The 20,592-nt window shown below is 64.3% G+C and carries 17 protein-coding genes; 6 read left to right on the top strand and 11 right to left on the bottom strand.

Going from position 1 to position 20,592, the window contains the following annotated elements:
- Window positions 1-108: 108 nt before the first annotated feature.
- Both AC1RR3_RS06910 and AC1RR3_RS06905 read left to right on the top strand, forming a co-directional pair.
- Entirely contained in the window at window positions 109-1,374 is a 1,266-nt protein-coding gene (locus tag AC1RR3_RS06910; protein ID WP_492820698.1) for a PQQ-dependent sugar dehydrogenase, read from the top strand.
- A 126-nt stretch (window positions 1,375-1,500) separates the two neighbouring features.
- A complete protein-coding gene (locus AC1RR3_RS06905; RefSeq protein ID WP_492820696.1) occupies window positions 1,501-2,070 on the top strand; it encodes a c-type cytochrome in 570 nt (189 codons plus the stop codon).
- Between the two features lie 90 nt (window positions 2,071-2,160).
- On the opposite strand, the gene AC1RR3_RS06900 is transcribed toward AC1RR3_RS06905, so the two are convergent.
- The 3 genes from AC1RR3_RS06900 to AC1RR3_RS06890 form a co-directional block, all read right to left on the bottom strand.
- A complete protein-coding gene (locus AC1RR3_RS06900) occupies window positions 2,161-5,238 on the bottom strand; it encodes a hypothetical protein (RefSeq protein ID WP_492820694.1) in 3,078 nt (1,025 codons plus the stop codon).
- 161 nt (window positions 5,239-5,399) lie between these two features.
- Entirely contained in the window at window positions 5,400-5,636 is a 237-nt protein-coding gene (locus tag AC1RR3_RS06895) for an HGGxSTG domain-containing protein (protein WP_492821423.1), read from the bottom strand.
- Between the two features lie 29 nt (window positions 5,637-5,665).
- Window positions 5,666-6,271 carry a hypothetical protein gene (locus AC1RR3_RS06890; protein ID WP_492820692.1) on the bottom strand — a complete coding sequence of 202 codons (606 nt, stop codon included), beginning with the start codon at window positions 6,269-6,271 and terminating at the stop codon, window positions 5,666-5,668.
- Between the two features lie 420 nt (window positions 6,272-6,691).
- Between AC1RR3_RS06890 and AC1RR3_RS06885 the strand changes: the two genes are divergently transcribed.
- On the top strand, window positions 6,692-7,675 hold the full coding sequence (locus AC1RR3_RS06885; RefSeq protein WP_492820690.1) for a Bug family tripartite tricarboxylate transporter substrate binding protein: 984 nt from the start codon (window positions 6,692-6,694) through the stop codon (window positions 7,673-7,675).
- Window positions 7,676-7,681: 6 nt separating this feature from the next.
- On the opposite strand, the gene AC1RR3_RS06880 is transcribed toward AC1RR3_RS06885, so the two are convergent.
- The 4 genes from AC1RR3_RS06880 to AC1RR3_RS06865 form a co-directional block, all read right to left on the bottom strand.
- Window positions 7,682-10,222, bottom strand: coding sequence for a branched-chain amino acid ABC transporter ATP-binding protein/permease (locus tag AC1RR3_RS06880; protein WP_492820688.1), 2,541 nt, complete (start codon window positions 10,220-10,222; stop codon window positions 7,682-7,684).
- Window positions 10,219-11,094 (bottom strand): branched-chain amino acid ABC transporter permease, encoded by an 876-nt coding sequence (locus AC1RR3_RS06875; protein ID WP_492820686.1) that lies wholly within the window; start codon window positions 11,092-11,094, stop codon window positions 10,219-10,221. Before AC1RR3_RS06875 ends, AC1RR3_RS06880 begins: the two co-directional genes overlap by 4 nt.
- An 85-nt stretch (window positions 11,095-11,179) precedes the next feature.
- On the bottom strand, window positions 11,180-12,424 hold the full coding sequence (locus AC1RR3_RS06870) for an ABC transporter substrate-binding protein (RefSeq protein WP_492820684.1): 1,245 nt from the start codon (window positions 12,422-12,424) through the stop codon (window positions 11,180-11,182).
- Between the two features lie 141 nt (window positions 12,425-12,565).
- Complete coding sequence (locus AC1RR3_RS06865) at window positions 12,566-13,477, bottom strand: IclR family transcriptional regulator (protein ID WP_492820682.1); 912 nt, start codon at window positions 13,475-13,477, stop codon at window positions 12,566-12,568.
- Window positions 13,478-13,706: 229 nt separating this feature from the next.
- Here AC1RR3_RS06865 and AC1RR3_RS06860 point away from each other — a divergent pair, with 229 nt between their 5' ends.
- Genes AC1RR3_RS06860 through AC1RR3_RS06850 form a run of 3 tightly spaced genes read left to right on the top strand, consistent with a single transcriptional unit; the run spans window position 13,707 to window position 16,652 of the window.
- Window positions 13,707-15,506 carry a thiamine pyrophosphate-binding protein gene (locus AC1RR3_RS06860; protein WP_492820680.1) on the top strand — a complete coding sequence of 600 codons (1,800 nt, stop codon included), beginning with the start codon at window positions 13,707-13,709 and terminating at the stop codon, window positions 15,504-15,506.
- Window positions 15,507-15,552: 46 nt separating this feature from the next.
- The gene (locus AC1RR3_RS06855) at window positions 15,553-16,257 is read left to right on the top strand and encodes an SDR family oxidoreductase (RefSeq protein ID WP_492820678.1); all 705 of its coding nucleotides are present in this window, start codon (window positions 15,553-15,555) and stop codon (window positions 16,255-16,257) included.
- Between the two features lie 11 nt (window positions 16,258-16,268).
- Window positions 16,269-16,652, top strand: coding sequence for a cupin domain-containing protein (locus AC1RR3_RS06850; protein WP_492820676.1), 384 nt, complete (start codon window positions 16,269-16,271; stop codon window positions 16,650-16,652).
- Window position 16,653: 1 nt separating this feature from the next.
- Here AC1RR3_RS06850 and AC1RR3_RS06845 read toward each other — a convergent pair whose 3' ends face one another.
- The 4 genes from AC1RR3_RS06845 to AC1RR3_RS06830 all read right to left on the bottom strand — a co-directional run bounded on the left by AC1RR3_RS06845 (window position 16,654) and on the right by AC1RR3_RS06830 (window position 20,390).
- Window positions 16,654-17,613, bottom strand: a complete 960-nt coding sequence (locus AC1RR3_RS06845; protein WP_492820674.1) for a lytic transglycosylase domain-containing protein — start codon at window positions 17,611-17,613, stop codon at window positions 16,654-16,656.
- A 216-nt stretch (window positions 17,614-17,829) separates the two neighbouring features.
- Window positions 17,830-18,105, bottom strand: a complete 276-nt coding sequence (locus AC1RR3_RS06840; RefSeq protein ID WP_143843915.1) for a hypothetical protein — start codon at window positions 18,103-18,105, stop codon at window positions 17,830-17,832.
- Between the two features lie 79 nt (window positions 18,106-18,184).
- A complete protein-coding gene (locus tag AC1RR3_RS06835; protein WP_492820672.1) occupies window positions 18,185-19,042 on the bottom strand; it encodes a VOC family protein in 858 nt (285 codons plus the stop codon).
- Window positions 19,043-19,199: 157 nt separating this feature from the next.
- Window positions 19,200-20,390 carry a urate hydroxylase PuuD gene (locus tag AC1RR3_RS06830; protein ID WP_492820670.1) on the bottom strand — a complete coding sequence of 397 codons (1,191 nt, stop codon included), beginning with the start codon at window positions 20,388-20,390 and terminating at the stop codon, window positions 19,200-19,202.
- Window positions 20,391-20,592: the final 202 nt, after the last annotated feature.

Below are 20,592 nucleotides of genomic sequence, written 5' to 3'. Positions count from 1 at the left end.
CGGATGTTTCCGATTGCATTTGCCGGCGCAAATTCTCAGACTATGGGTACGGAAAAGCCGCGGACGCGCCAGCGTCTGAAGACGGCTTCCGCTTCTGGGAGAAACATCATGATGGCTTATTCGTCTGCGTCGCGCAGCCTGTTGCTGGCGGGCGTTGTCTTCGGTGCGTTCACGTTTTCCGCCGCGGCGCAGCAGCCGGCCAGTCCGCCGGCCGCACCTGCCGCCCAACCGCTTCCTCCGGGGTCCCCCATGATCGGGCGGCCGGACAACGAGGCCGCCGCCAAGCTCGCGCCCGTCGCGCCGCCGCCGATTCCGGCGCAGGCCGATAAGCTGCCGCTGGCCAAGCTCAAGGTGCCCGCAGGGTTCAACATCGAGGTCTATGCATCCGGCATGGCGAACGCGCGCTCGCTCGCGCAGAGCGACAAGGGCACGGTGTTCGTCGGCAGCCGTCTCGTCGACAAGGTCTATGCCATCACCGACAAGGACGGCAAGAAGTCGGTCAAGGTGATCGCGTCCGGCCTGTACCGACCGAACGGCGTCGCCTTCAAGGACGGCACGCTCTACATCGCCGAGCTGTCGAAGATCTCCAGGATCGAGAAGATCGACGACGTCCTGGACAACCCGCCGAAGCCGACCGTCATCTATGACAAGCTGCCGAAGGACGAGGCGCACGGCTGGAAGTTCATCGCCATCGGCCCCGACAACAAGCTTTATGTTCCGGTCGGCCAGCCCGGCAACAACGTGCTGCACGATGCCGATCACGGCCAGATCCGACGCATGAATCTGGACGGCTCTGGCGCCGAGGTCTACGCGGTCGGCGTGCGCAACACGGTCGGCTTCGACTGGAGTCCTGAGACCAAGCAGCTCTACTTCACCGACAACGGCCGCGACTGGCTGTCCGAGACGGTGCCGGAAGACGAGCTCAACCGCGTCACCAAGGCCGGCGAGGATTTCGGCGCGCCGTTCTGCTACCAGGGCAACATCATCGACCAGGAGCTCGGCTGGGGCAAGGACTGCAAGAACTATACGGCCCCGGTCGGCCTGATGGGCCCGCACACCGCGGCGCTCGGCATGCGCTTCTACATCGGCAGCATGTTCCCGAAGCAATACAAGAACGCGATCTTCGTCGCGCGCCACGGCTCCTGGAACAAGTCGCAGAAGCAGGGCGGAGACGTCGTCCTCGTCAAGCTGAACAAGGACGGCACCGTGAAGTCGATGGAGCCGTTCCTGACCGGCTTCATCGAGGACAATAAATATGTCGGCCGCCCCGTCGACGTGATGCAGCTCAAGGACGGCTCGCTGCTGGTCTCCGACGACTGGAACGGCGCGGTCTACCGCATCACCTACGGCAAGCAGAAGGTCGCGGCGAAGTAGGTAACAATCGGTAGTAGCCGCCGTCATTGCGAGCGAAGCGAAGCAATCCAGGGTGCCTCCGCGGCAATAGTCTGGATTGCTTCGTCGCTTCGCTCCTCGCAATGACGGAGGATTTGGGAGCGGCCAATGAGAATAACAATCACCGCCGCTCTGGCGCTTGTTTCACTTACTTTCTCCGCCAGCGCCGAAACCCTCCAGGAGCGCGCCGCACCGTGCCTGGCCTGTCACGGCGAGCGCGGCACGTCGGAGACCGGGAACACGCCGTCGCTCGGCGGCCAGCAGGCGCCTTACGCGCTGATCCAGCTCTTCATGTTCCGCGAGAAGCTGCGCCTGTTCGAGCCGATGAACGAGATGGCAAAATCCCTGACGGACGACGATCTGCGCACCTTCTCCGATGTCATCGCCGCGCTGCCGAAGCCGTCACCGCCGGCCGACGCCGCCGATGCCTCGCGTATGGCGCGCGGCGAAGCGCTGGCACAGCAGAACCGCTGCAACACCTGCCACAACACCGATTACTCCGGAAAGGAGAACGTCCCGCGCATCGCGGGCCAGCGCGAGGATTATCTCGCCAAGACCCTTGCCGAATACAAGGACAATACTCGCCACGGCTATGACGCCACCATGGCCGACGTGATGCAGACGGTCGGGAAGGACCAGATCGGGGAGCTTGCGTATTATCTCGCGCATGTTCGCTGAGATCGGGGCGACGTACGGCAGCGGGCGGCTTGAAGTCACGATGATGCGCGCATCGAAGCCATGCTGCCGCGGCTGCTGTCTCCGCGTTGTCTATTGCTTCCCTGACGTTGCCGCGACAGATGCGGATTCCGGCGGGGTCTTGCTTTTGAGCTTCTGCACGATCGAGAGGAATGTGGGGGGCGCCCCGGTGGTCGCGTCGGCGACAAGCCCGTCGCCGGACCTGAAAGCGCGGTCCGCGATCTCGTAACCGAGCATGCGGTAGCTTTCGAACTGCGATTCCGAGAAGAACTGGTTCAGCGTCGTCTCGTGCGGGAAGGTCGTGTGGGCTATCGCATAGCTCAAGACGCTCATCGGTTCCGTGCCATGTAGGCCGGACTTGAAGTACAGGAGCAATCCGTCCTGCGACTGGCCGCCATCGGCCTCGCTATACAGAATATTGCCGATGGCCCAGTAGGGCTCTTCCTTTGCAGGGGTCGGGCGTTCCTTGAAACGGGCCTTCAAGCGGTCCAGGCCAGGCAGGTCGATCCGAACGCCGAGATCGATCCATATCTTGCGAAGTGCGTTGCCGAGGTCCTCGAAAGAGTAATCGGGGTCGCAACCGGCGTCGCTGACCACGATCACGCGGCAACGCCGGCGAACCATTTCGTAGAGGCCGAGATTTTCAAAGTGCCCACCGTCGGTCAGGTAGACCCAGCGCCGGGTTTCGCTCGTCAGGCCGAACATCTCCATGAAGAACGGTACCAGCGCATAAGGCGGCTTGACCTCCGCATAGTCGGGATTGTCGCCGCGCGGGTTGGCCAGCCACCAGCCAAGGCGCACGTTGAACAACGCCATCAGGAAGGCCACGCCCGGTGAGGAGTTGTAGCCCATGCTCGGGCTCACCGCCGCGCCCGAAATCGCCATGGCGGTCCCGAGCGTGAGGCCAAGCGGTGGTCCTCCGTAAGGCTCCGGCTGTTTGGCCCTTGCGTAGGTCGTCCGGAAAGCGCCATCCGAAAATGCCGCGCTGCCGCTGCCGCAATGGAGCGGCGAGAATGTGAAGGGCGCTGCCATCCGCTCTTGCCAGGCCAGGTTCTTGGACGACACGAGGTTGAGCGCCGCGCTGATGACGTGGAACGGTCTCCAATTGGCCCCTCGCGGTATAACGTTTGGTTCCCAGAGATCTTGCAAATACGGACTGTCGCGGCCGTCGAAGTCCGTAAAGGCGTTCTTCGTCTCGTCACGGTCTTCCTCACTACGCGACGCGCCGAGGAAAGCGCGCACCAGGCGGTTCCGGTAGATGCTGTGGAGTGAGTAGCGGTTGATGCTGAGGACACGCGAGGCTGCGAAGATCAGCAGCGCCAGCAACACGCCTGCCACGGCCACGTCTCTCCAGGGCATATGATCATCGGGGCCAGACAGAAACGCCATGTCCCAGCCGATGGACAGCAGCGCGACCACGGTTGCTGCGAAAATCGCAGCTGCGATTGCCGCGATCGTGTTGAGCCCGAGATATTGACGAAGGCCTGACACTTGTTGGGCGGCGGCCTTGGTCTTCGAGCTCGCCCCCAGGATCACCGAAAGCAGGCCTGAAATACCTCCGCCTGCCGCGAGCGAGGGGACGAGGGCGTGGCTCGCAATCAATTTTGCAGCCGCCGGTGCGCCAAGCACGAGCCCGAACCACAGCAGCCAGCCGATATACGCCAGTGTGAAGATTCCGCTCGACCGCGCCTGGAACTCGAGTCCCACGTCCACCTCGGACAGGAATTCGGCGAACGAGATATAGATCACGTCGGCGACGATCCGGGCCATCACGATCCAAGGAAGCCCGAGGACGCAGGCAAAGGCCGTTGTCGTGGCATTGGAGCCGGATCGGTTCAAATACCAAAGCAAAGCCAGTCCCGCGGCGCTCAGCAGTCCGAAGGCCGCACCGGCGAGGCTCCAGGCGCCGAGATCGATCCAGCGTTGCCAGGGCTTGACCGTGCGCGGCAAGCGGGCCGTCTTGCGGAAGACCCAGGCCCACCCGCGCGCGAACACGGAGGAGGCGAGATAAAACAAAGTTCCAAGCACGGCGCCGCGAATGACGACGTTGGCGTAGAATTGAGCTCCTTTGGCCTGTGCGTCGAGCTTGAAGCCAAGCTTGTCGGTCACGTAGGTGAGCATCTCCAGGCCATACGGGCTTTGCAGCACGAAAACCAGCAGTGCGGCTCCAACGAGGAAGGGCGCGAGATCGCAAATGAGAAACCAGGGCTGCGAGACGTTGATCCAGCCGCGGGCGGGGCGGTTCGCGAAGGAGAACGACAAGGAGACCAGGATGCATACGGTCGGTATGATCATCACACCCAGGAACCACGTCTTCTCGTTCGTGATGTTGAGCGCATCGAGGAGGGCAAAGTAGAAAGCCCTGGTGACCAGCACCGCGAGGATCATCGGGGGGACGAGGAGGATCCAGTTCAGGAACAGATTGCGCAGGACGCCGGCGACATCGCTCCACAGATCGGGCGAAAGCGACGAAAAGCTCGGAGAGAGAAAGTGCGAGTTGCGCCGGAGGTTGGAGATCGGCTCTGCTTCCTCGTGATCTCCGAGTTGACCGCGGCTCTCTCGCTGATTGAGCGCTGGAACCACCGTATCCGGCGTAGCGCTCTGGCTGGGCGCTCCCCCGACTGGTGGGATAATCAGTCTCTGGCGCTCCTTCTCGCGCTGGCGCTCCTGAAACAGCCAGGCTGACAGCCAACTGCCGATATAACCACCGCCCGACACCGTGGAAAGAAACTCGAACTGCTTCAGCGCCGGGCCGGGTTCCTCATCCCGGCGCTTCGACGTGACCTCTAGCGCAGCAGTCCTTTGCAGGATGCCGAGCGCAAACGCTGCGCTACGGATGCCTCCGCCTGACAAACACAGCGCCCATCGGTCGTCCGCGTTCAGGGCCTGATAGACGGTGAGGAGTTGCTCGGGGACCGCGTCGGTCGGCGGCGGGATTTTGGACGGCTGCTGCGGGGCTTGAGGCCGTGGCTCGGAGATGTGGTAGACCGCTTTCGGCGAGGCCGCGGGCGCCGGCTTTGTCTGCTCCGGCTGCTTCGGCGGCTCTGGTTGCTTGGGCGAACCGTTGCCGTCTCGCTCGAATTCCAGAGCTACGCCCGCGAGCGCGCGTCGTTCCTCCCAAAGGACCTGCGAAAGGTTTAGTGCCTCCATGATACCGCTCCGCCTGTTTCACCGAGACCGGCCCAAGCTAGCGGGATTGGCCAACGCGCGCGTGTGAAGCAGTTCACAGGCACGCGTAAATTGTCATGGCGGGTTCGATGCGACGCGAAGTCGATCGATTCCAGAGAGAGGCGGCAAGTTTCGACGGCTGATCACTTTACCTTGCTCAGCAGGTCTTGTGCCTCGTCGAGCAACGACCGTATCTGCTCCCGCTCGGCCGCGGCCGCTCGGGTGAACAGCCCGTGCTTACGTGCGTTCCAGTTTCCTCTCGGTGCGCCCGACCGCCGTGCCCCACCATGCATGCGACATCGCTCCTTCCCGCAGGTGGCCGGCGCGCGGCACGTGCCGCCGTCGCGGGTCGTGGCGCCGCAGCGTGGACTGGCCTGCATCGCGGAGGTATTGCGGATGTGAGCGCCGGTCACAGGCTCGCCTCTTGCCTCGCGCCGCTCGGGCCTGGCTCCGCAACAAGCATATTGGCATGCTGCGTGACGTTGCCGACGATTGCTCGTCCTCCGTCCTGCACGGAGAGGTTTTGCACCGTGATCGCGCGCTCGTCGCTATTGCGGTGGCGGCTCAGCGCCTCGACCTGGGCGGCGAAGGTGCGGGTGAGCCGGGTCAATGCGCGCGTGATGCCCTCCTGCTGGGGAAGGTTGTCGGTGCAGGCGAGGCGGCAAGCGCAGCGCATCGCCGCCACGTGAACCGAAGCCATCTGCGACAGCAGCATGGCCTCGATGGAATCCCTCGGCGCGATGCTCCTGATCATCGAGATCATGAAGGCGAGATTTTCTTCGTCGGGCTTCTGTCCGATCGCGCTCGCCTTGGCCAATTGTCGCAGCAAGCCGTGCAGCGCATCGCGGTCGACGGCGCCGAGCGCTTCGGCCAGCAACTGCTCGCCGGCTTGCGGGTCGGGATAGCTGATCGCAATGCGGCGCTTGTAGAGTTTGACTCGCGGGGGCGTGGCGGGGGCGCTGCGATCGTTTGTCGCAAGCTTTGATGTGACGTGGAGGCTCGGGGCTGTCGTCATGTGCTGTGTCCTTTGCTGGCGCAGGCGCGCGCGACCGTTCGCCGTTGCGCGCGGATGCGAATTTCGGAATGTCGATGAAGGGTTTGCACGCAGCAATGTCGGGGCGGCCCTGGTCAGGGCGGCGGTCACGCTTGCGATTGTTGCGATGATGCCATCATGCTCCTGTTTTGCCCGACGGGTCAAGCGGATTTCGAAAAATCCGTAAGCACTTGATTTTGCTCCAGCGCCCTACTGTGCATGGGGTTGTTTTCGCATTTCTTGTTGGGAAGCAGCGCACGCCTGCCGCGCGGCGGAATGCCGGGCGCGGCGAACGCGCAAACGCGATTGCGAAATCCGGCGTGGCCGCACATCATGCGGCCCGCATCCGCCGCATCAACAAACAGTCACAAGCGGCGCCGGTGAGGTCTGGGGAGAGAACGAATGCAACGAACGGCTCGCCTGCTGGCAGTCATCGCCGGATTGTGTGCCTGTGCGGCATCGACGCAGGCGCTCGCGCAAAAATACCCGACGCGGCCGGTCAAGGTCATGGTCGGGTTCAGCGCGGGCGGTCCGGTCGACGTCGTCGCGCGCATCATCGGCGATCGCTTGAGTAACAAGCTCGGGCAGCCCTTCGTGGTCGAGAATCGTGCCGGCGCCAACGGCATGATCGCCGCCGAAGGCGTCGCGCATGCGGACGCGGACGGCTACACCATGCTCGCCTGCAACTCCTCCACGATCACGCTGAACAAGACGCTGTTCAAGGACATCCGCTACGACCCGCAAGCCGACTTCGCGCCGCTGACGACCGTCGTCTCCGCGCCGCTCGTGCTCGTCGTCAATCCCGAGAACCCCAGGACCGCCGACATCAAGACCGTGGCCGATCTCGTCGCCGCCGCGAAGGCAAAACCGGGCGAGCTCGCCTACGGCTCCGGCGGCAACGGCAACCTCGCCCATCTCGCCATGGAGCTGCTCGGCCAGAAAGCCGGCATCAAGATGATCCACGTGCCGTATCGCGGCGGCGCGGCCTCCGAGGTCGGCATCCTCGCGCAGGAGGTGCTCGCGGTGTTTGATCCGCTCTCCGCCGTGCCGCTGGTGAAGGCCGGAAAGCTGCGCGCGCTCGCGGTGTCATCGGCCGAGCGGCTGCCGTCACTGCCTGACGTGCCGACGGTTGCGGAAGCCGGCTATCCCGGCTTCGACCTCTCATTCTGGGTCGGCTTCTTCATGCCGAAGGCGACACCAGCGCCGATCCTCGAGACGCTGCACCGGGAGATCGTCGCGGCGGCCAGGGATACGGCGGTCGAGGAGAAGCTCGGCTCGCAGGGCGTCGTCAGCGTGCTCAGCCCGGCCGAGTACGCCGCGAAGATCGCGAAGGAGACGAAGGAGCTTGCCGAGGTCGTGGCGGCCGCGAACATCAAGGCGGAGTAGGGCGCGCTAGAGCCACAAAATCTGCTTGCGATAGCCAAGATCGTTCAGCAGCGGCGCCGCCGGTCCCTGGTGGAACACGGCGCCGCGCTCCAGCGCGAAGACGCGGTCGGCGAGCGCCAGCACGAGGTCGAGATTGTGCTCGACGATCACGATCGACATGTGGCGGCGGAGCTGGTCGAACACTTTGAAAAGCTCCAGCGTCACGGCCGGCGCGAGGCCCTCGAACGGCTCGTCGAGCAATAGCAGGCGGACATTGCCCGACATGGCGCGGGCGACCGCGACCATCTGCTGCTCGCCGCCGGAGAGATAGTCGGCGGCGACGTTCATGCGCTCCTTCAGCCGCGGAAAATAGTGCAGGATCTGCTCCTCGTTCCACACCACACCGTCGCTGCCGTCGGTCTTGCGGGCGAGGCGCCCGAGCGCGAGGTTTTCGCGCACGGTCATGCCGGCGAACAGTCCGCGCCCTTGCGGCACATAGCCGACGCCGCGCCGCGCGATGTCGGGAGTGGGAAGGCGCGCGATGTCGGTGCCGCGATAGTCGATGCTGCCCGATGCCGCCGGCACGAGGCCGGCGATGGTCTTGAGCAGCGTCGACTTGCCGGCGCCGTTGCGGCCGAGCAGCGCGACGATTTCGCCCTCGCGCACGTCGAGCGCGGCGTCGTTGAGAATGTGGCTCTTGCCGTAGAACGTGTTGACGCCATCGAGACGCAGCACGGTCTCGCGCTCGCCGACGTCATCGATGCTGTGTCGATGTTCGACCGCGGGAATGCCCTTGCCGGTATAGATCTCCTGCACCCGCAGATCGGCGCGTACTGCCCCAGGGCAATCGGACATCAGCACCTCGCCCTGGTTCATCACGGTCACGACCTGGGAGAGGCCGAGCACGCGGTCGATGTCGTGCTCGACGATCAGCACGGGAATGTTGGCCGCGATGTTCTTGACGAGGTTGGACACGCGCTCACGTTCGGCCGCGGCAAGACCGGCAAGCGGCTCGTCGAGCAGCAGCACCTGCGGTTTTGAGCCAAGTGCGATGCCGAGATCGACCAGCCGCTGGCCGCCATAGGAGAGCTCGCCGCCCTCGATCTCCTCGATGCCCTCCAGTCCGAGGAACTTCGTCAGTGCGGCGGTCTCGGCATGAATCTCCGGGTACGCGTCGATGTCGTTCCAGATGTTGAATCGCATGTCCCGTCGCGCTTGCAGCGACAGCCGCAGGTTCTCGTAGATGGTGAGCCCGCGAAACAGATTGGTGATCTGGAACGAGCGGGCCAGCCCCCGGTGGCAGATGGCGTTCGCGGGCACGCCGGCGATGTCGCGGCCCCGGAGGCGGATCGTGCCCTGGTCAGGCGCGTAGAGACCGGAGACCAGGTTGAACAGCGTCGTCTTGCCGGCGCCGTTCGGCCCGATCAGCGCGTGGATCTCGCCGGCGGCGACCTTGATGCTGGCGTTCTCGACGGCGCGGATGCCGCCGAACTTTCGCGACACGCCGTTGACCTCCAGCACGGTGCCCTCAAGTGATTCCGGGCGCAGGAAGTCGGGCAGCGGCAGGCCGTCATAAATCTTGCGCCGGCTCATCGCGGCAGATTCTTCCGGTGCGGGACGGAAGCGGCGCATGACCAGAGCGCCGATGCCGACGAGGCCGCCCGGCGAATACATCACGAAGGCCACGAAGGTGAGGCCGAACCAGAACAGCCAGTCCGACGTCCAGATCGAGAACAGCTCGCGGAACAGGATAAAGAACAGCGCGCCGAGCGCGGGGCCGAGCAGGCTGCGCATGCCGCCGATCACGACCATGGCGAGCAGCTCGCCGGCGAACGGCACCGAGACGGCTTCCGCCGAGACCAGATAGTTCAGGAACGCGATCAGCGCACCGGCAAGGCCCGTGATCACGGCGGAGATCACGAACACCGCGAGCTTGTAGCGCTCGACCGGATAGCCCTGAAAGCTCGCGCGCAGCTGGTTCTCACGGATCGCAACCAGCACATGCCCGAACGGCGAGCGCACCAGGCGCATCAGCACATAGAGCACAGCGAGCCCGATGATTGCGACCACAACGTAATAGTTCAGCGCGCTGTCGAAGCTGATGGCTCCGATGCCGCCGCGCTTCAAGCCGCCAAGCCCGTCCTCGCCGCCGGTGACGCTCGTCCAGCGAAACGCGGTGGTGTAGACGAGCGCGGCCAGCGCCAGCGTCAGCAGCGAGAAATAGACGCCGCGCCGGCGCAGGATCAGCATGCCTGTTACGGCCGACGCGATCGCGACGACGACCATCGATCCCAGCAGCGGCAGCCAGATCTCACCGGGGAAGAAGCGGAGCTGGATCAGGCCGGCGGCATAGGCGCCGACGCCGAACCAGGCGCTGTGGCCGAACGAGACGAGGCCGGTATAGCCGATGCAGAGATTCAGCCCCATGGTTGCGATCGCAAGGCCGACGATCCAGGTACCGGTGTTGAGCGACAGGCCGAATGCCCTGAGCAGGAAGGGCAGGGCAACGACCGCGAGAGCCGCGATCAGCAATGGCTTCAGCCTGTCGATGGTGGAGGCGCTCCTCATTCGAACTTCTCGATGCGCTCGCCGAGCAGGCCGCGCGGGCGCACCAGCAGCACCAGGAACATCAGGATGTAGATCGAAGCCTCGCCTGCGGCAGGCTCGAAGTGAATGGCAATGCCGCGCACGACGCCGACGAGCAGGGCGGCAATGACGACGCCCCAGAAACTGCCGAGGCCGCCGATCACCACGACGACGAAGGCCACCGTCATGATGTCCGCGCCCATCGCCGGGTGCACCGTCGTGATCGGCGCGAAGAAGGCGCCGCCGAGCGCGGCCATGCCGACGCCGAGCATTACGATCGCAGTCATATAGGGCTGAAGCCGGATGCCGAGCGCTGCGACCATGTCCGGCCGCTGGATGCCGGCGCGCACCACGCGTCCGAACGCGGTCTTGTGCAGCAGCAGCCAGATGCCAAGCAGCACCGCGGCGACGACGGCCAGGATCAGCAGACGATAGCGCGAGAACAGGAAGTCGCCGACGATGACCGAGCCGCGGAAGCTTTGCGGGATTTCAGTCGAGACCGGCGCAGCGCCCCAGATCATGCGGATCGCCTGCTCTGCGACCATCGCAAGGCCGAAGGTGACGAGCAGGCTGAGGATGGGGTCGGCGCTGTAGAAGCGGCGCAGGATGAAACGTTCGAACAGGATGCCGAGCAGCGCAACCACGAACGGCGAGATCACCACGGCGGGGCCGAAGCCGAGGTGTTTCGTCAGCTCAACGCAGACATAGGCGCCGAGCGCATAGAAGGCGCCATGCGCGAGATTGACGATGCCGCCGACCGAGAAGATCAGCGACAGCCCGAGCGCGATGAGCAGATAATAGCCTCCGAGCACGAGGCCATTCACCACCTGTTCCAGCAAGAACTCGAACTGCATGTTGCGTCCGTCGTCTTTGAAGAAAAACGGCGCCGGCTGGGCCGGCGCCGTTGACGCCTAGCGGCTGTGCTGCGCGCTTCCCGCCTCAGGCCTTCATCTCGCAGGGATTCTGCTCTTTGGTCGGATAGATCGTCTCGAGCGGATCGTTCGCCGCCGGGACCGCCTCGCCGAGCACCAGCATGTCCCACTGGTCCTTCATCTGGTCCTTGGGCTTTACGGTGAAGGGATAGGCCTCCTGCACCAGCTGATGATCCCAGGCGCGGAAATAGGCCTTGCGTGCCTTGCCGATGTCGAACTGCGCCTGCTTCTCGAAAAAGGCGATCAGCTCGCCGCTGTCGGTCGACTTCGTGGTGTTGATCGCTTCCGCCAGCAGCTTCAGCGTGACGTAGTCGATCCAGGCGTGGTTCTCCGGCGGCTTGCCGTATTTCTTGCTGAAGGCCGCGACGAAGGCCTGTGACGCCGGATTGTCCAGCGTGTGATACCAGACCGTCGGCCAGGTGCCGCTGAGATTGCCCGCGCCCGCGGCCCAGGCATCGCCGGTGTTGAGGTTGAAGCCGACCAGCGGGTAGGGGAAGCCGAACTCGGCATATTGCTTGACGAGATTGGTGACCTGATTGCCGGCGAGGTTGCAGCAGACAACGTCGGGCTTGGCCTGCCGTACTTTCAGGAGATACGGGCTGAAGTCGGTGACATCAGTTGCGATCAGCTCGTCGCCGATCAAATTGGCGTCGTGGGCGCCGAAGAACACTTTTGCGGCTTTGAGCAGATCATGTCCGAAGATGTAGTCGGCGGTGAGCGTGAAGAACTTCTTGCCCTTCACCATGCCCTTCTGCGACAGCGCGGTACCGACCGCATTGACCATCACGGTATTGGGGATGTCGCAGTGGAAGGAGTATTTGTTGCAGCTCTTGCCGCGCAGCGCATCCGAGCGCGCGCCGGTCGAGAAGAACACCTTCTTGTTGCGCTCGGCGACCTGCATGATGGTGAGTGAGGAGGCCGAGGAGATCTCACCTAACAGCACCACCGCGCCGTCCTGCTCCAGCATGCGCTGCGCCTTGGTGGCGGCGGTCGCCGGGTTGATCGAGTCTTCCGAGAGCAGGTCGATTGGCTTGCCCAGGATGCCGCCGGACGCATTGATCTCGTCGGCCGCGAGCTTCACGCCCAACTGCGCGTAGCTGCCGATCACGCCGAGAAAGCCGGTGAGGGGCGTGAGATGCCCGATCCGGATCTTCTCGGCCTGCGCCCTCACGATTGCGGGAAACCCAAGTGCGGATGCGCCGACGAAGGCGGCGCCCGCCCGTAACAACGTCCGTCGCGGGTAGCGGATCATGTCTGTCTCCTCCCGGGTGCATCGCGTGCCTCCCTTCAAAACCGAGTATCCGGTATTGTGAGAGACGTTCTTCTAATGCTGGAGGATAATCCCGGACGGCATTGCCGGTGTCAACCGGCAAAATCGCCGCTCATGCGCGTCCTAGACTTTCTGCGCGAACGCCTTGTGCGCCCGGTCCTTGGCGCCGAACTCGACCGACAGCCGGTCGGCGGCGGCCTGCACGACCTGAGCGCCGGCGTGCAGCGCCTGGTTGGAGAGGCGCCAGATCGGGCCGGAAATGCCGAGCGCGCCGATCACCTGCCCGGTGAAATCGGTGACCGGCACGGCGACGCAGCGGACTTCCGGATTGAACTCGCCGTCATCGAAGGCGACGCCGGTGCGCTGAATCTCCGTGATCTCGCGCATCAGCGCCGCAGCATCGGTGATGGACTTTGGCGTCGACGGTTTCAGCTCGGCGCGATCGAGGAAGCGTTTGAGCTGCTCGGGGCGGAGCGAGGCCAGAATGATCTTGCCGAGCGCGGTGCAGTGAGCCGGGCGCACCACGCCGACGCGGTCGGTGAGCTGGAACGCGCCGGGGCCGCTGGTGCGGGCGATGACGATCACGGCATCGCCCATGCGTACGGCAAAATGGCTGCTTTCGCTGGTCTGGCGTGACAATTCCTCCAGCACGGGCGTTGCGACATTGACCATCTCGATCTCGTCGAGCGCGGATGCCGCGAGCGCGAACAGGGGGCGGCCGATGCGATAGCGCTTGTTGTCCTTCTCCTGGCGGAGGTAGCCGAGCGAGACCAAAGTCTTTGCCAGATGAAAGGTGGTCGAGTTGTGCAGGCCGACCAGCTTGCTCAGCTCCGCAAGCCCGATCCCTTCGCGATGGCGCGCGACCTCTTCGAGGATCGAGAAGGCGCGGCCAAGCGACTGCACGCCGCCGACACGCTGCTTGTCGTCGGCCTCGTCATCGCCATTTGCCTTGGGAGCAGGGACCAGCTTGGCGATCGCGGCCTTGCGCGGGCTTGCAGGCTTCTCGCCGGTCGTGGGCTTGGTACGCGATTTCAAGGACAAGGCCCCCTCTGGTGAATCGTCATGACTCCGTTCTTGCGAGACTAGCACGCAACAAGCGCGGCCGTCGGCGCGGAGCTCTGCGTTTCCTCAAGCAGGCAGCCTATCACAATATAAATTGACGTACAGCATTATGAGAAATAGGCTTGCCGAGGCCCTGTGATGACCGGCCGCGTTCCCCGCATCGGTACAGAAGAAATCGTCGGGCCGAGAGGGAGACGGGTTGATGTCGAAAAACATGCTCAATGGCGCACAGGTCATTGTCGATTATCTGATCCAGGAGAAGGTGCCGCAGGTGTTCGGGCTCTGCGGCCACGGCAACATCCAGTTCATCGACGCGCTGTACGAGCGGTCTTCCGAGATCAAGACGATTTCCGTGCATCACGAGAGCGTCGCCGGCTTCATGGCCGACGTCTATTACCGCGTCTCCGGAAGGCCGACCGCGACCTTCACCTCCTGCGGGCCGGGTTCGGCGAACCTGCCGATCTCGCTCGCCAACGCCTTCCTCGATTCCGTACCGTTCATGGCGATCACCGGCAACGTGCCGACCAGCCAGTTCAACCGCGGCGCGTTCCAGGAGATGTACCGGCACTACCAGGCCGACTTCCCCTCCACCGTGCGCACGATGTGCAAGAAGGTGTTCCAGCCGACGCGCGGCGAGATGGTGCCGCTGGCGGTGCGGCAGGCCTGGAAGACCATGGTCACGGGACGGCCGGGGCCCGTGGTGATTGACGTGCCGTTCGACGTCTTCATGGAGGCGGCTGCCGAAGAGGCGCCGAAGGCCAGCGAATGGAGCGCCAATATCTCAAGCCGCTGCGGGGCTGATCCTGAAGGGGTCGAGAAGGCGGTCGACATGCTGCTCTCGGCCGAGCGGCCGGTCATGCTGGTCGGGCAGGGCGTGCGCTATGGTGGCGCTGCCGACGAATTGCGCAAGCTTGCCGAACGGCTTCAGATTCCCGTCGCGGCCTCAGCGAGCGGTCTGGGGGCGCTCGATGTCAACCATCCGCTGGCGCTGGGCCTCGTCGCGCGCGCGGGCCACTATCAGGCCAATCATGCGACGCGTCAGGCCGACGTGCTGCTCGCGCTCGGCGTTCGCTTCGATGATCGCACCTCGAGCTCGTGGATTCCCGGCTATTCCTTCACGATCCCGCCGACCAGACTGATCCATGTCGACATCGACCCCGAGGAGATTGGCCGCAACTATCCCGTCGCGCTCGGATTGATGGCTGACGTTCGCACCTTCCTGCGCCAGATCCATGCCGAGCTGGATCGCCGCGACAATCTCTTCAAGAAGTCCGACGCCCGCAAGAAATGGCTGGCGCAGATCGACGGCTATCGCAAGGAGTGGGACAAGTTCGTCGCGCCCGGCTTTTCCGACGACACCACGCCGATCAATCCGCAGCGCGCGGCCGCCGAGATCGACAAGGCGCTGCCGGAGGATGCCATCCTCGTCTCCGACATCGGCGTGCATCACAATTGGCTGCTCGGCTTCTGCAAGCCGAAGCGGCCGGATTCGCTGATCGGCTCGATGGGCTTTGGCCCGATGGGCTTTGGCGTCGCTGGCGTGATGGGCGCGAAATTCGCAGCACCCGATCGTCCCTGCGTGTCCGTCTGCGGCGACGGCGCCTTCTTCATGCACGCCAACGTGCTGGGGACGGCGGTCGAGTACAATCTGCCCGTGGTCTGGGTGGTCTGGAACAACTATGCCTACGCCTCGATTCGCGGCCTTCAGCGCGGCTATCTCGGCGGCCGCGAGCTTGCGACCGATTTCAAGCACCCGGAGACGGGCGAGCGCTACAATCCTGATTTCGCGGCGATGGCGCGCGCCTGCGGCGTCGAAGGCGTGCGGGTCGATCGTGCCGGTGATCTTGGCGAGGCGATCCGCAAGGGCATCGCCGCCAACAAGCCCTATCTGATCGACGTCGACATCGCCGCCGACGTCAATCCGTCCGGTGCGGGCGTCTGGGAATTGCCGGGCCTTGGCCAGAGCAAGGCCGGCATCGGCACGCGCTTCCAGCCGGGCTGATCGCGCGGTCCGCAAATCACCAATCAAGAAATTACGGGAGATGGAAATGACGCTCGCAGGCAAGAAGGTCGTCGTGATCGGCGGCTCGTCAGGCATCGGCCTCGCCACGGCGGAACTTGCGAAGAGGGAGGGCGCGGACGTCATTATCGCCTCGCGCAGCGCCGCAAAGCTCGATCCGGTCGCGGAGCGGTTGAAGGTGACGGCGATCCCGACCGACGTCACCAGTGACCAGAGCGTCGCCGATCTGTTTCGCCGCACCGGGCCCGTCGATCACGTCGTGCTGACGGCCGCGCAGCTTCGCACCGGGCCGTTCAAGACGGTCGCGATGGAGGACGTTCGTGCGACGATGGAAGGCAAATTCTGGGGCGCCTGGCGTGTCGCGCGCGAGGCGGAGATCCGCCCGGGCGGCTCGCTGACGCTGGTCACCGGTTTTCTCAGCGTCCGGCCGCGGCCCAACTCGGCGATCATCAGTGCCGCCAATGGCGCGCTCGAGTCGCTCGCCCGTGCACTTGCGCTCGAGCTTGCACCGGTGCGCGTGAATGCAGTGTCGCCGGGGGTGATCGACACCCCGATCCGGGCCGCGATGCCGGAGGCGGCACGCAAGGAGATGCTGGCGAAGACGGCGGCTTCGCTGCCGGTCGGCCGCGTCGGCCTGGCCGAGGATATCGCCCGGCAGATCGGAAGCTTCATGACCAACGGCTTTGCCACGGGATCGATCGTCTATATCGACGGTGGCGCGCTGGTGAACTAGGGAGCAGGATCATGGCCGAAGAGAGCAATGGCGCCTTCATCCGCAACATCGCCGAGGTGCCCTGGCGCGAATTCCCCAATCATTTTGGCGGCGCGCTGTCAAAACCGCTGGTGATGCCGGAGACAGCGGGCTCGCGCCGCATCGACTATCGCATCTCGATGTACCAGCCGATGGCCTATGTCGCGCGGCATCATCACAAGGTGCAGGAGCAGGTCTATCACGTGCTCGACGGCGAGGGACTGATGGAGATCGCCGGCAAGAACCATGTCGTGCGCAAGCACGACGTGATCTTCCTGCCGCCCGGCGTCGAGCATGCGATCTCGAATTCGGGCCTGACCGATCTGGTGTTCCTCGTGGTGACCTCGCCGGTCACGGACAACGAGAAGCCGGAATGAGCTAGCCCGAGGAGCGCTCGCGCGCCGCCATGCGAATCGCGCGCGCCTTCGTTCCCTTTGCGGCACGGGTCGCGATCATGCTGCGCGCCTTGCCATGGGCCGAGGCGTTCTTGCGCAACAAGGATACGAACCGCTTGCGGGCACGGTTTGCCGAGAGCCGCGCCGCCAGCTGCTCGGCCTTGCGCATGATGGTGACGACTGACGGCGTCAGGTTTACCGGAACCCAGGCGACGTCCTTCGTTTTGGAGAGGCTGCCGATGCCTTCGCATGGCGCTTTGCGTGGCAGGTCGATCCGGATCGCGAGAGCTTCCGCGCGCTCGGTCCAGTCCTCCGCCTTGGTGCCGGTGATGATGCGGACATAGTCGCGCGTCTCGCGCGGCAGCTCGCTCTCGCGGGCGAGCCACTTCTGGATGCGGCCAGGGCCCGCGTTATAGGCGGCTGCGGCAAGGCCGAGATTGCCAAAGTCGTCGCGGAGCTTGCGCAGGAATTTTGCCGACGCGGGCAACGCCTTCATGGCATCGAAGGGATCATCGAGGCCAACCTCGGCCGCCGTCTCCGGCATGAATTGCGCGACGCCCTGCGCGCCGGCCGGGCTGACCTCATTGGAGCGGAAGCGGCTCTCCTGCCAGAGCAGGCGTGCGAAGAACGGCACGGGAATGCCGCTGGCCTCAGCCGCCTCCCTGAGCGCGTGGCAGAACTGTTCAGTTGGTGAAGCCGGGGCTTGCACGATGGTTTCGACTGCGCGCTCTGGCTCGATCGTCTCCACATAAGCTGCGCGTGCATTTGCGAGTTCGATGGCCTGCACGCTCGCCAGGAAGAGTTCGACGACAGGAACAAGCGAGGGGGCGCGATCGGCCTTCGACGTGGCGCGATTGAGGTTTGATGTCTGCCAGGACGGCGACGAGCCGACGTCGCACATCAGAATCAGGAACGCAGCGCAAGCCGCGACGAGAAATCGCATCTCGGTCAGAGTCCTCGAACTGTGGGGGAACGACCAGCGCGGGCGCCGGTGACCAGGACTTCATTAACCGTAATTGCGGCGAAGCTGCGATTCCGCAGCAGGGCAGGTGTTAGTACGGTGTTCCCGCGAGCCGAAAATGCAAGGTCAGCCCGCGGTTCTACGGGAACCGCGACAACATGCGACCCTGAGAGCAGTGTTGCGACGGATAGGCGGCGCTTACGCCTTGGGAAAATCCTTGCGCATCGCGATCTCGGCGGCATCGCCGGGCGACAGCACGGTCTGCTCGAAGGCCGGTTGCGGCCTCGTCATGATGTCGTAGAGCGAGATGCCCTTGATCGGCTTGTCCATGAGCTCGCGGACGCAGTCGGCGAGCGTGCCGTTGTAGACGAGATAGGGCGGACCCCGGTCCTTCTGTCTCTCGCCCTTCAGCGACGGCCACTTCTTCAGTTCGGCCGGCGCGTCATAGGCGATCGGCGATCCCTCTTTGAACATGCGCTTTGGACTCGGGCGGCGTGAGATGCCCGAAATCCTAGGCCTGCCCGGTAAACGCTTGTTAAAGAATTAGTTAAAATCAGCCGGCAACGAAGGCGAGCAAAGTGCCGTTGGCCTTGGCCGGCGGCACGACGATCGCCGTCCCGCTCCGCACCGCCGCCGAACCCAGCGCCTTCTCGGTCGCCGCGAGATCGCCGCTGACCAGCACCAGGGCGGCGCCGCCGCGCTCGGAGAGGCCGGCAAGCGGCACGCCGGGATAGCGTTTGCCGAGCTGATCCAGCGTCAGATAGATGAAATCGGCGCGATCGCCGCTGGAGGGCACAGCGACCGCACCGTCGGCTTCAGCCTTCGGTTCGCGGTCGATGAGGCGCCCAAGGTGTGCGGCTTCCTTTGCGGGCTCGGGCGTTGCGATCAGCGCCTGCTTGATCCGCTTGGCCGCATTGGCGTGCTTCATTAGCTCTGGAATCCACACGGTCTCGCGAGTCTTGTGCTGGCAGGCGAAGATGCGCACGCCGCCGGGGGCTTCCGCAGTCGGCCACATGAAGGTACGGAATTTGGCGGCCGAGACGGTGCCATCAGGGAGCGTCACGGGGCGTTCGAAATCAGTGGGGCCGATCGGCGTGAGGCCGCGCGTGCGGATCTCCTCCGCGCCTGCGGCGCTGTCGACCGCGGTGAAGGCGATGCGCTCGATGCCTTCGCCGTGCCTCTCGATGAAGGTGCGGGCCGGCGCGTTGTGCTCGGTCGCCACGAGCACGCCGAGCAGCTCCATATAGTCGGGGTCGAACATGATGGTGTAGTTGCCGGTGCCCATATGCGCGCTGTGGGTGCCGCGCGGAGAGATGGTGAAGCCGAGCTGGCGATAATTCTCGGCGGCCTTGTCGAGGTCCTTCACCATGACCACGGCGTGGTCGATACCGATAACGTTCTTGAGGGCCACTGTTCTCATCCCCGAATGCAAACTGGACTTAAGCTGACTTGGACCGCACTAGCGGCCGCTAATCCTGTCTACGCCGGATAGGCGGTCAAGTCATTTTCAAATCGGGGGAGAAGCCGGAATTTCATTCCGCTAAATGCGGCATCGGCGCGCGGTGGCGTCAGCGAGCCTGCTCGATATAGGCGGCGAGGATGGCGCGCTCCTCGCTGGTCATTTCGGTGATGTTGCCCGGCGGCATCGCATTGGACCAGGCGGCGACGCGGCCGATCAGGCGGATGTTGCGATGGATGTGCTCCGGCGCATCGAGCAAAATGCCCTTCGGTGCGGTCACGATGCCGGCCCAGACCGGTTCGGTCGCGTGGCACATGCTGCAGCGGGACATCACGATCTCCTCGACATTGGCGACCGTGACTGGCGCGGACAGCGCGCCCGTCTTCACCTCGCGCGGTCCGGCCGCGGAGAGGAAGAGGATCGCTATCACGCCCATGGCTGCGACGCCCCACACCCACCATGGGGATTTGCGCCCGGCATGACCCTCGTTGAAGAAGTGGCGGATCACCGGTCCGAGCGCCAGGATGATCGCGACGATGATCCAGTTGAATTTGGTCGCATAGAGCAGGGGATAGTGGTTGCTGATCATCAGCACGACCACGGGGAGCGTCAGATAGTTGTTGTGGACCGAGCGCTCCTTGCTGGTCTTGCCGAGCTTTGGGTCGGGCGCCTGCCCTGCGATCAGCGCAGCCACGATCTTTTTCTGGTTCGGGATGATCACCGCGAAGACGTTGGCGACCATGATGGTGCCGATCAGCGCGCCGATCTGGTTGAAGGCCCCGCGACCGCTCAGCACATGGGTGAAGGCGTAGGTCAGCGCGACCAGGAAGACATAGCCGCCGATGGCGAAGGGCAGCTCGCGCTGTGCAAGTCCGGTGCGGCAGGCGGCCTCATAGAGCAGCCACGCCAGCGCGAGGCTGCAGAAGCTGAACAGCCCGGCCTGGAACGGCGTCAGATCGAGGACCGACTTGTCGACCAGGAACAGATCGGCTTCGAGATAGTAGACCACCACCATCAGCGCGAAGCCTGACAGCCATGTGGTGTAGGCCTCCCATTTGAACCAGGTCAGCTCATCCGGCATCTGGGTGGGTGCGACCAGATATTTCATGATCCGGTAGAAGCCGCCGCCATGGACCTGCCAGGCTTCGCCCTGCACGCCGTCAGGCAGATCACCCTTCGGCTTCAGGCTGAGGTCGAGGGCGATGAAGTAGAAGGAACTGCCGATCCAGGCGATGGCGGCGACCACGTGCAGCCAGCGAAGCAGCAGGCTCGCCCATTCCGATATGATGGATTCCCACATGATCACCCCATCAATTGCGACATTGGTGCCGCAGCTTTGATGACCGCCACCGGCGGCCCAGCCCCTACAATGTGTCGCATCGATCGGCGACATTTTCCAGTATGATGGATCGCGCCTGATGCACATCGTGCGGGCATGAGCTGATGTGGGATGCGGCAGGCGTTTTTCCTGCCGCTGACGATTTGCGGGTTGATCGGCGTTG

This window comes from Bradyrhizobium sp. GW821-FHT13H05 (genome assembly GCF_058804065.1).
The sequence above is the reverse complement of the archived record's forward strand: the minus strand, read 5'-3'. Positions and strand labels throughout refer to the sequence as shown.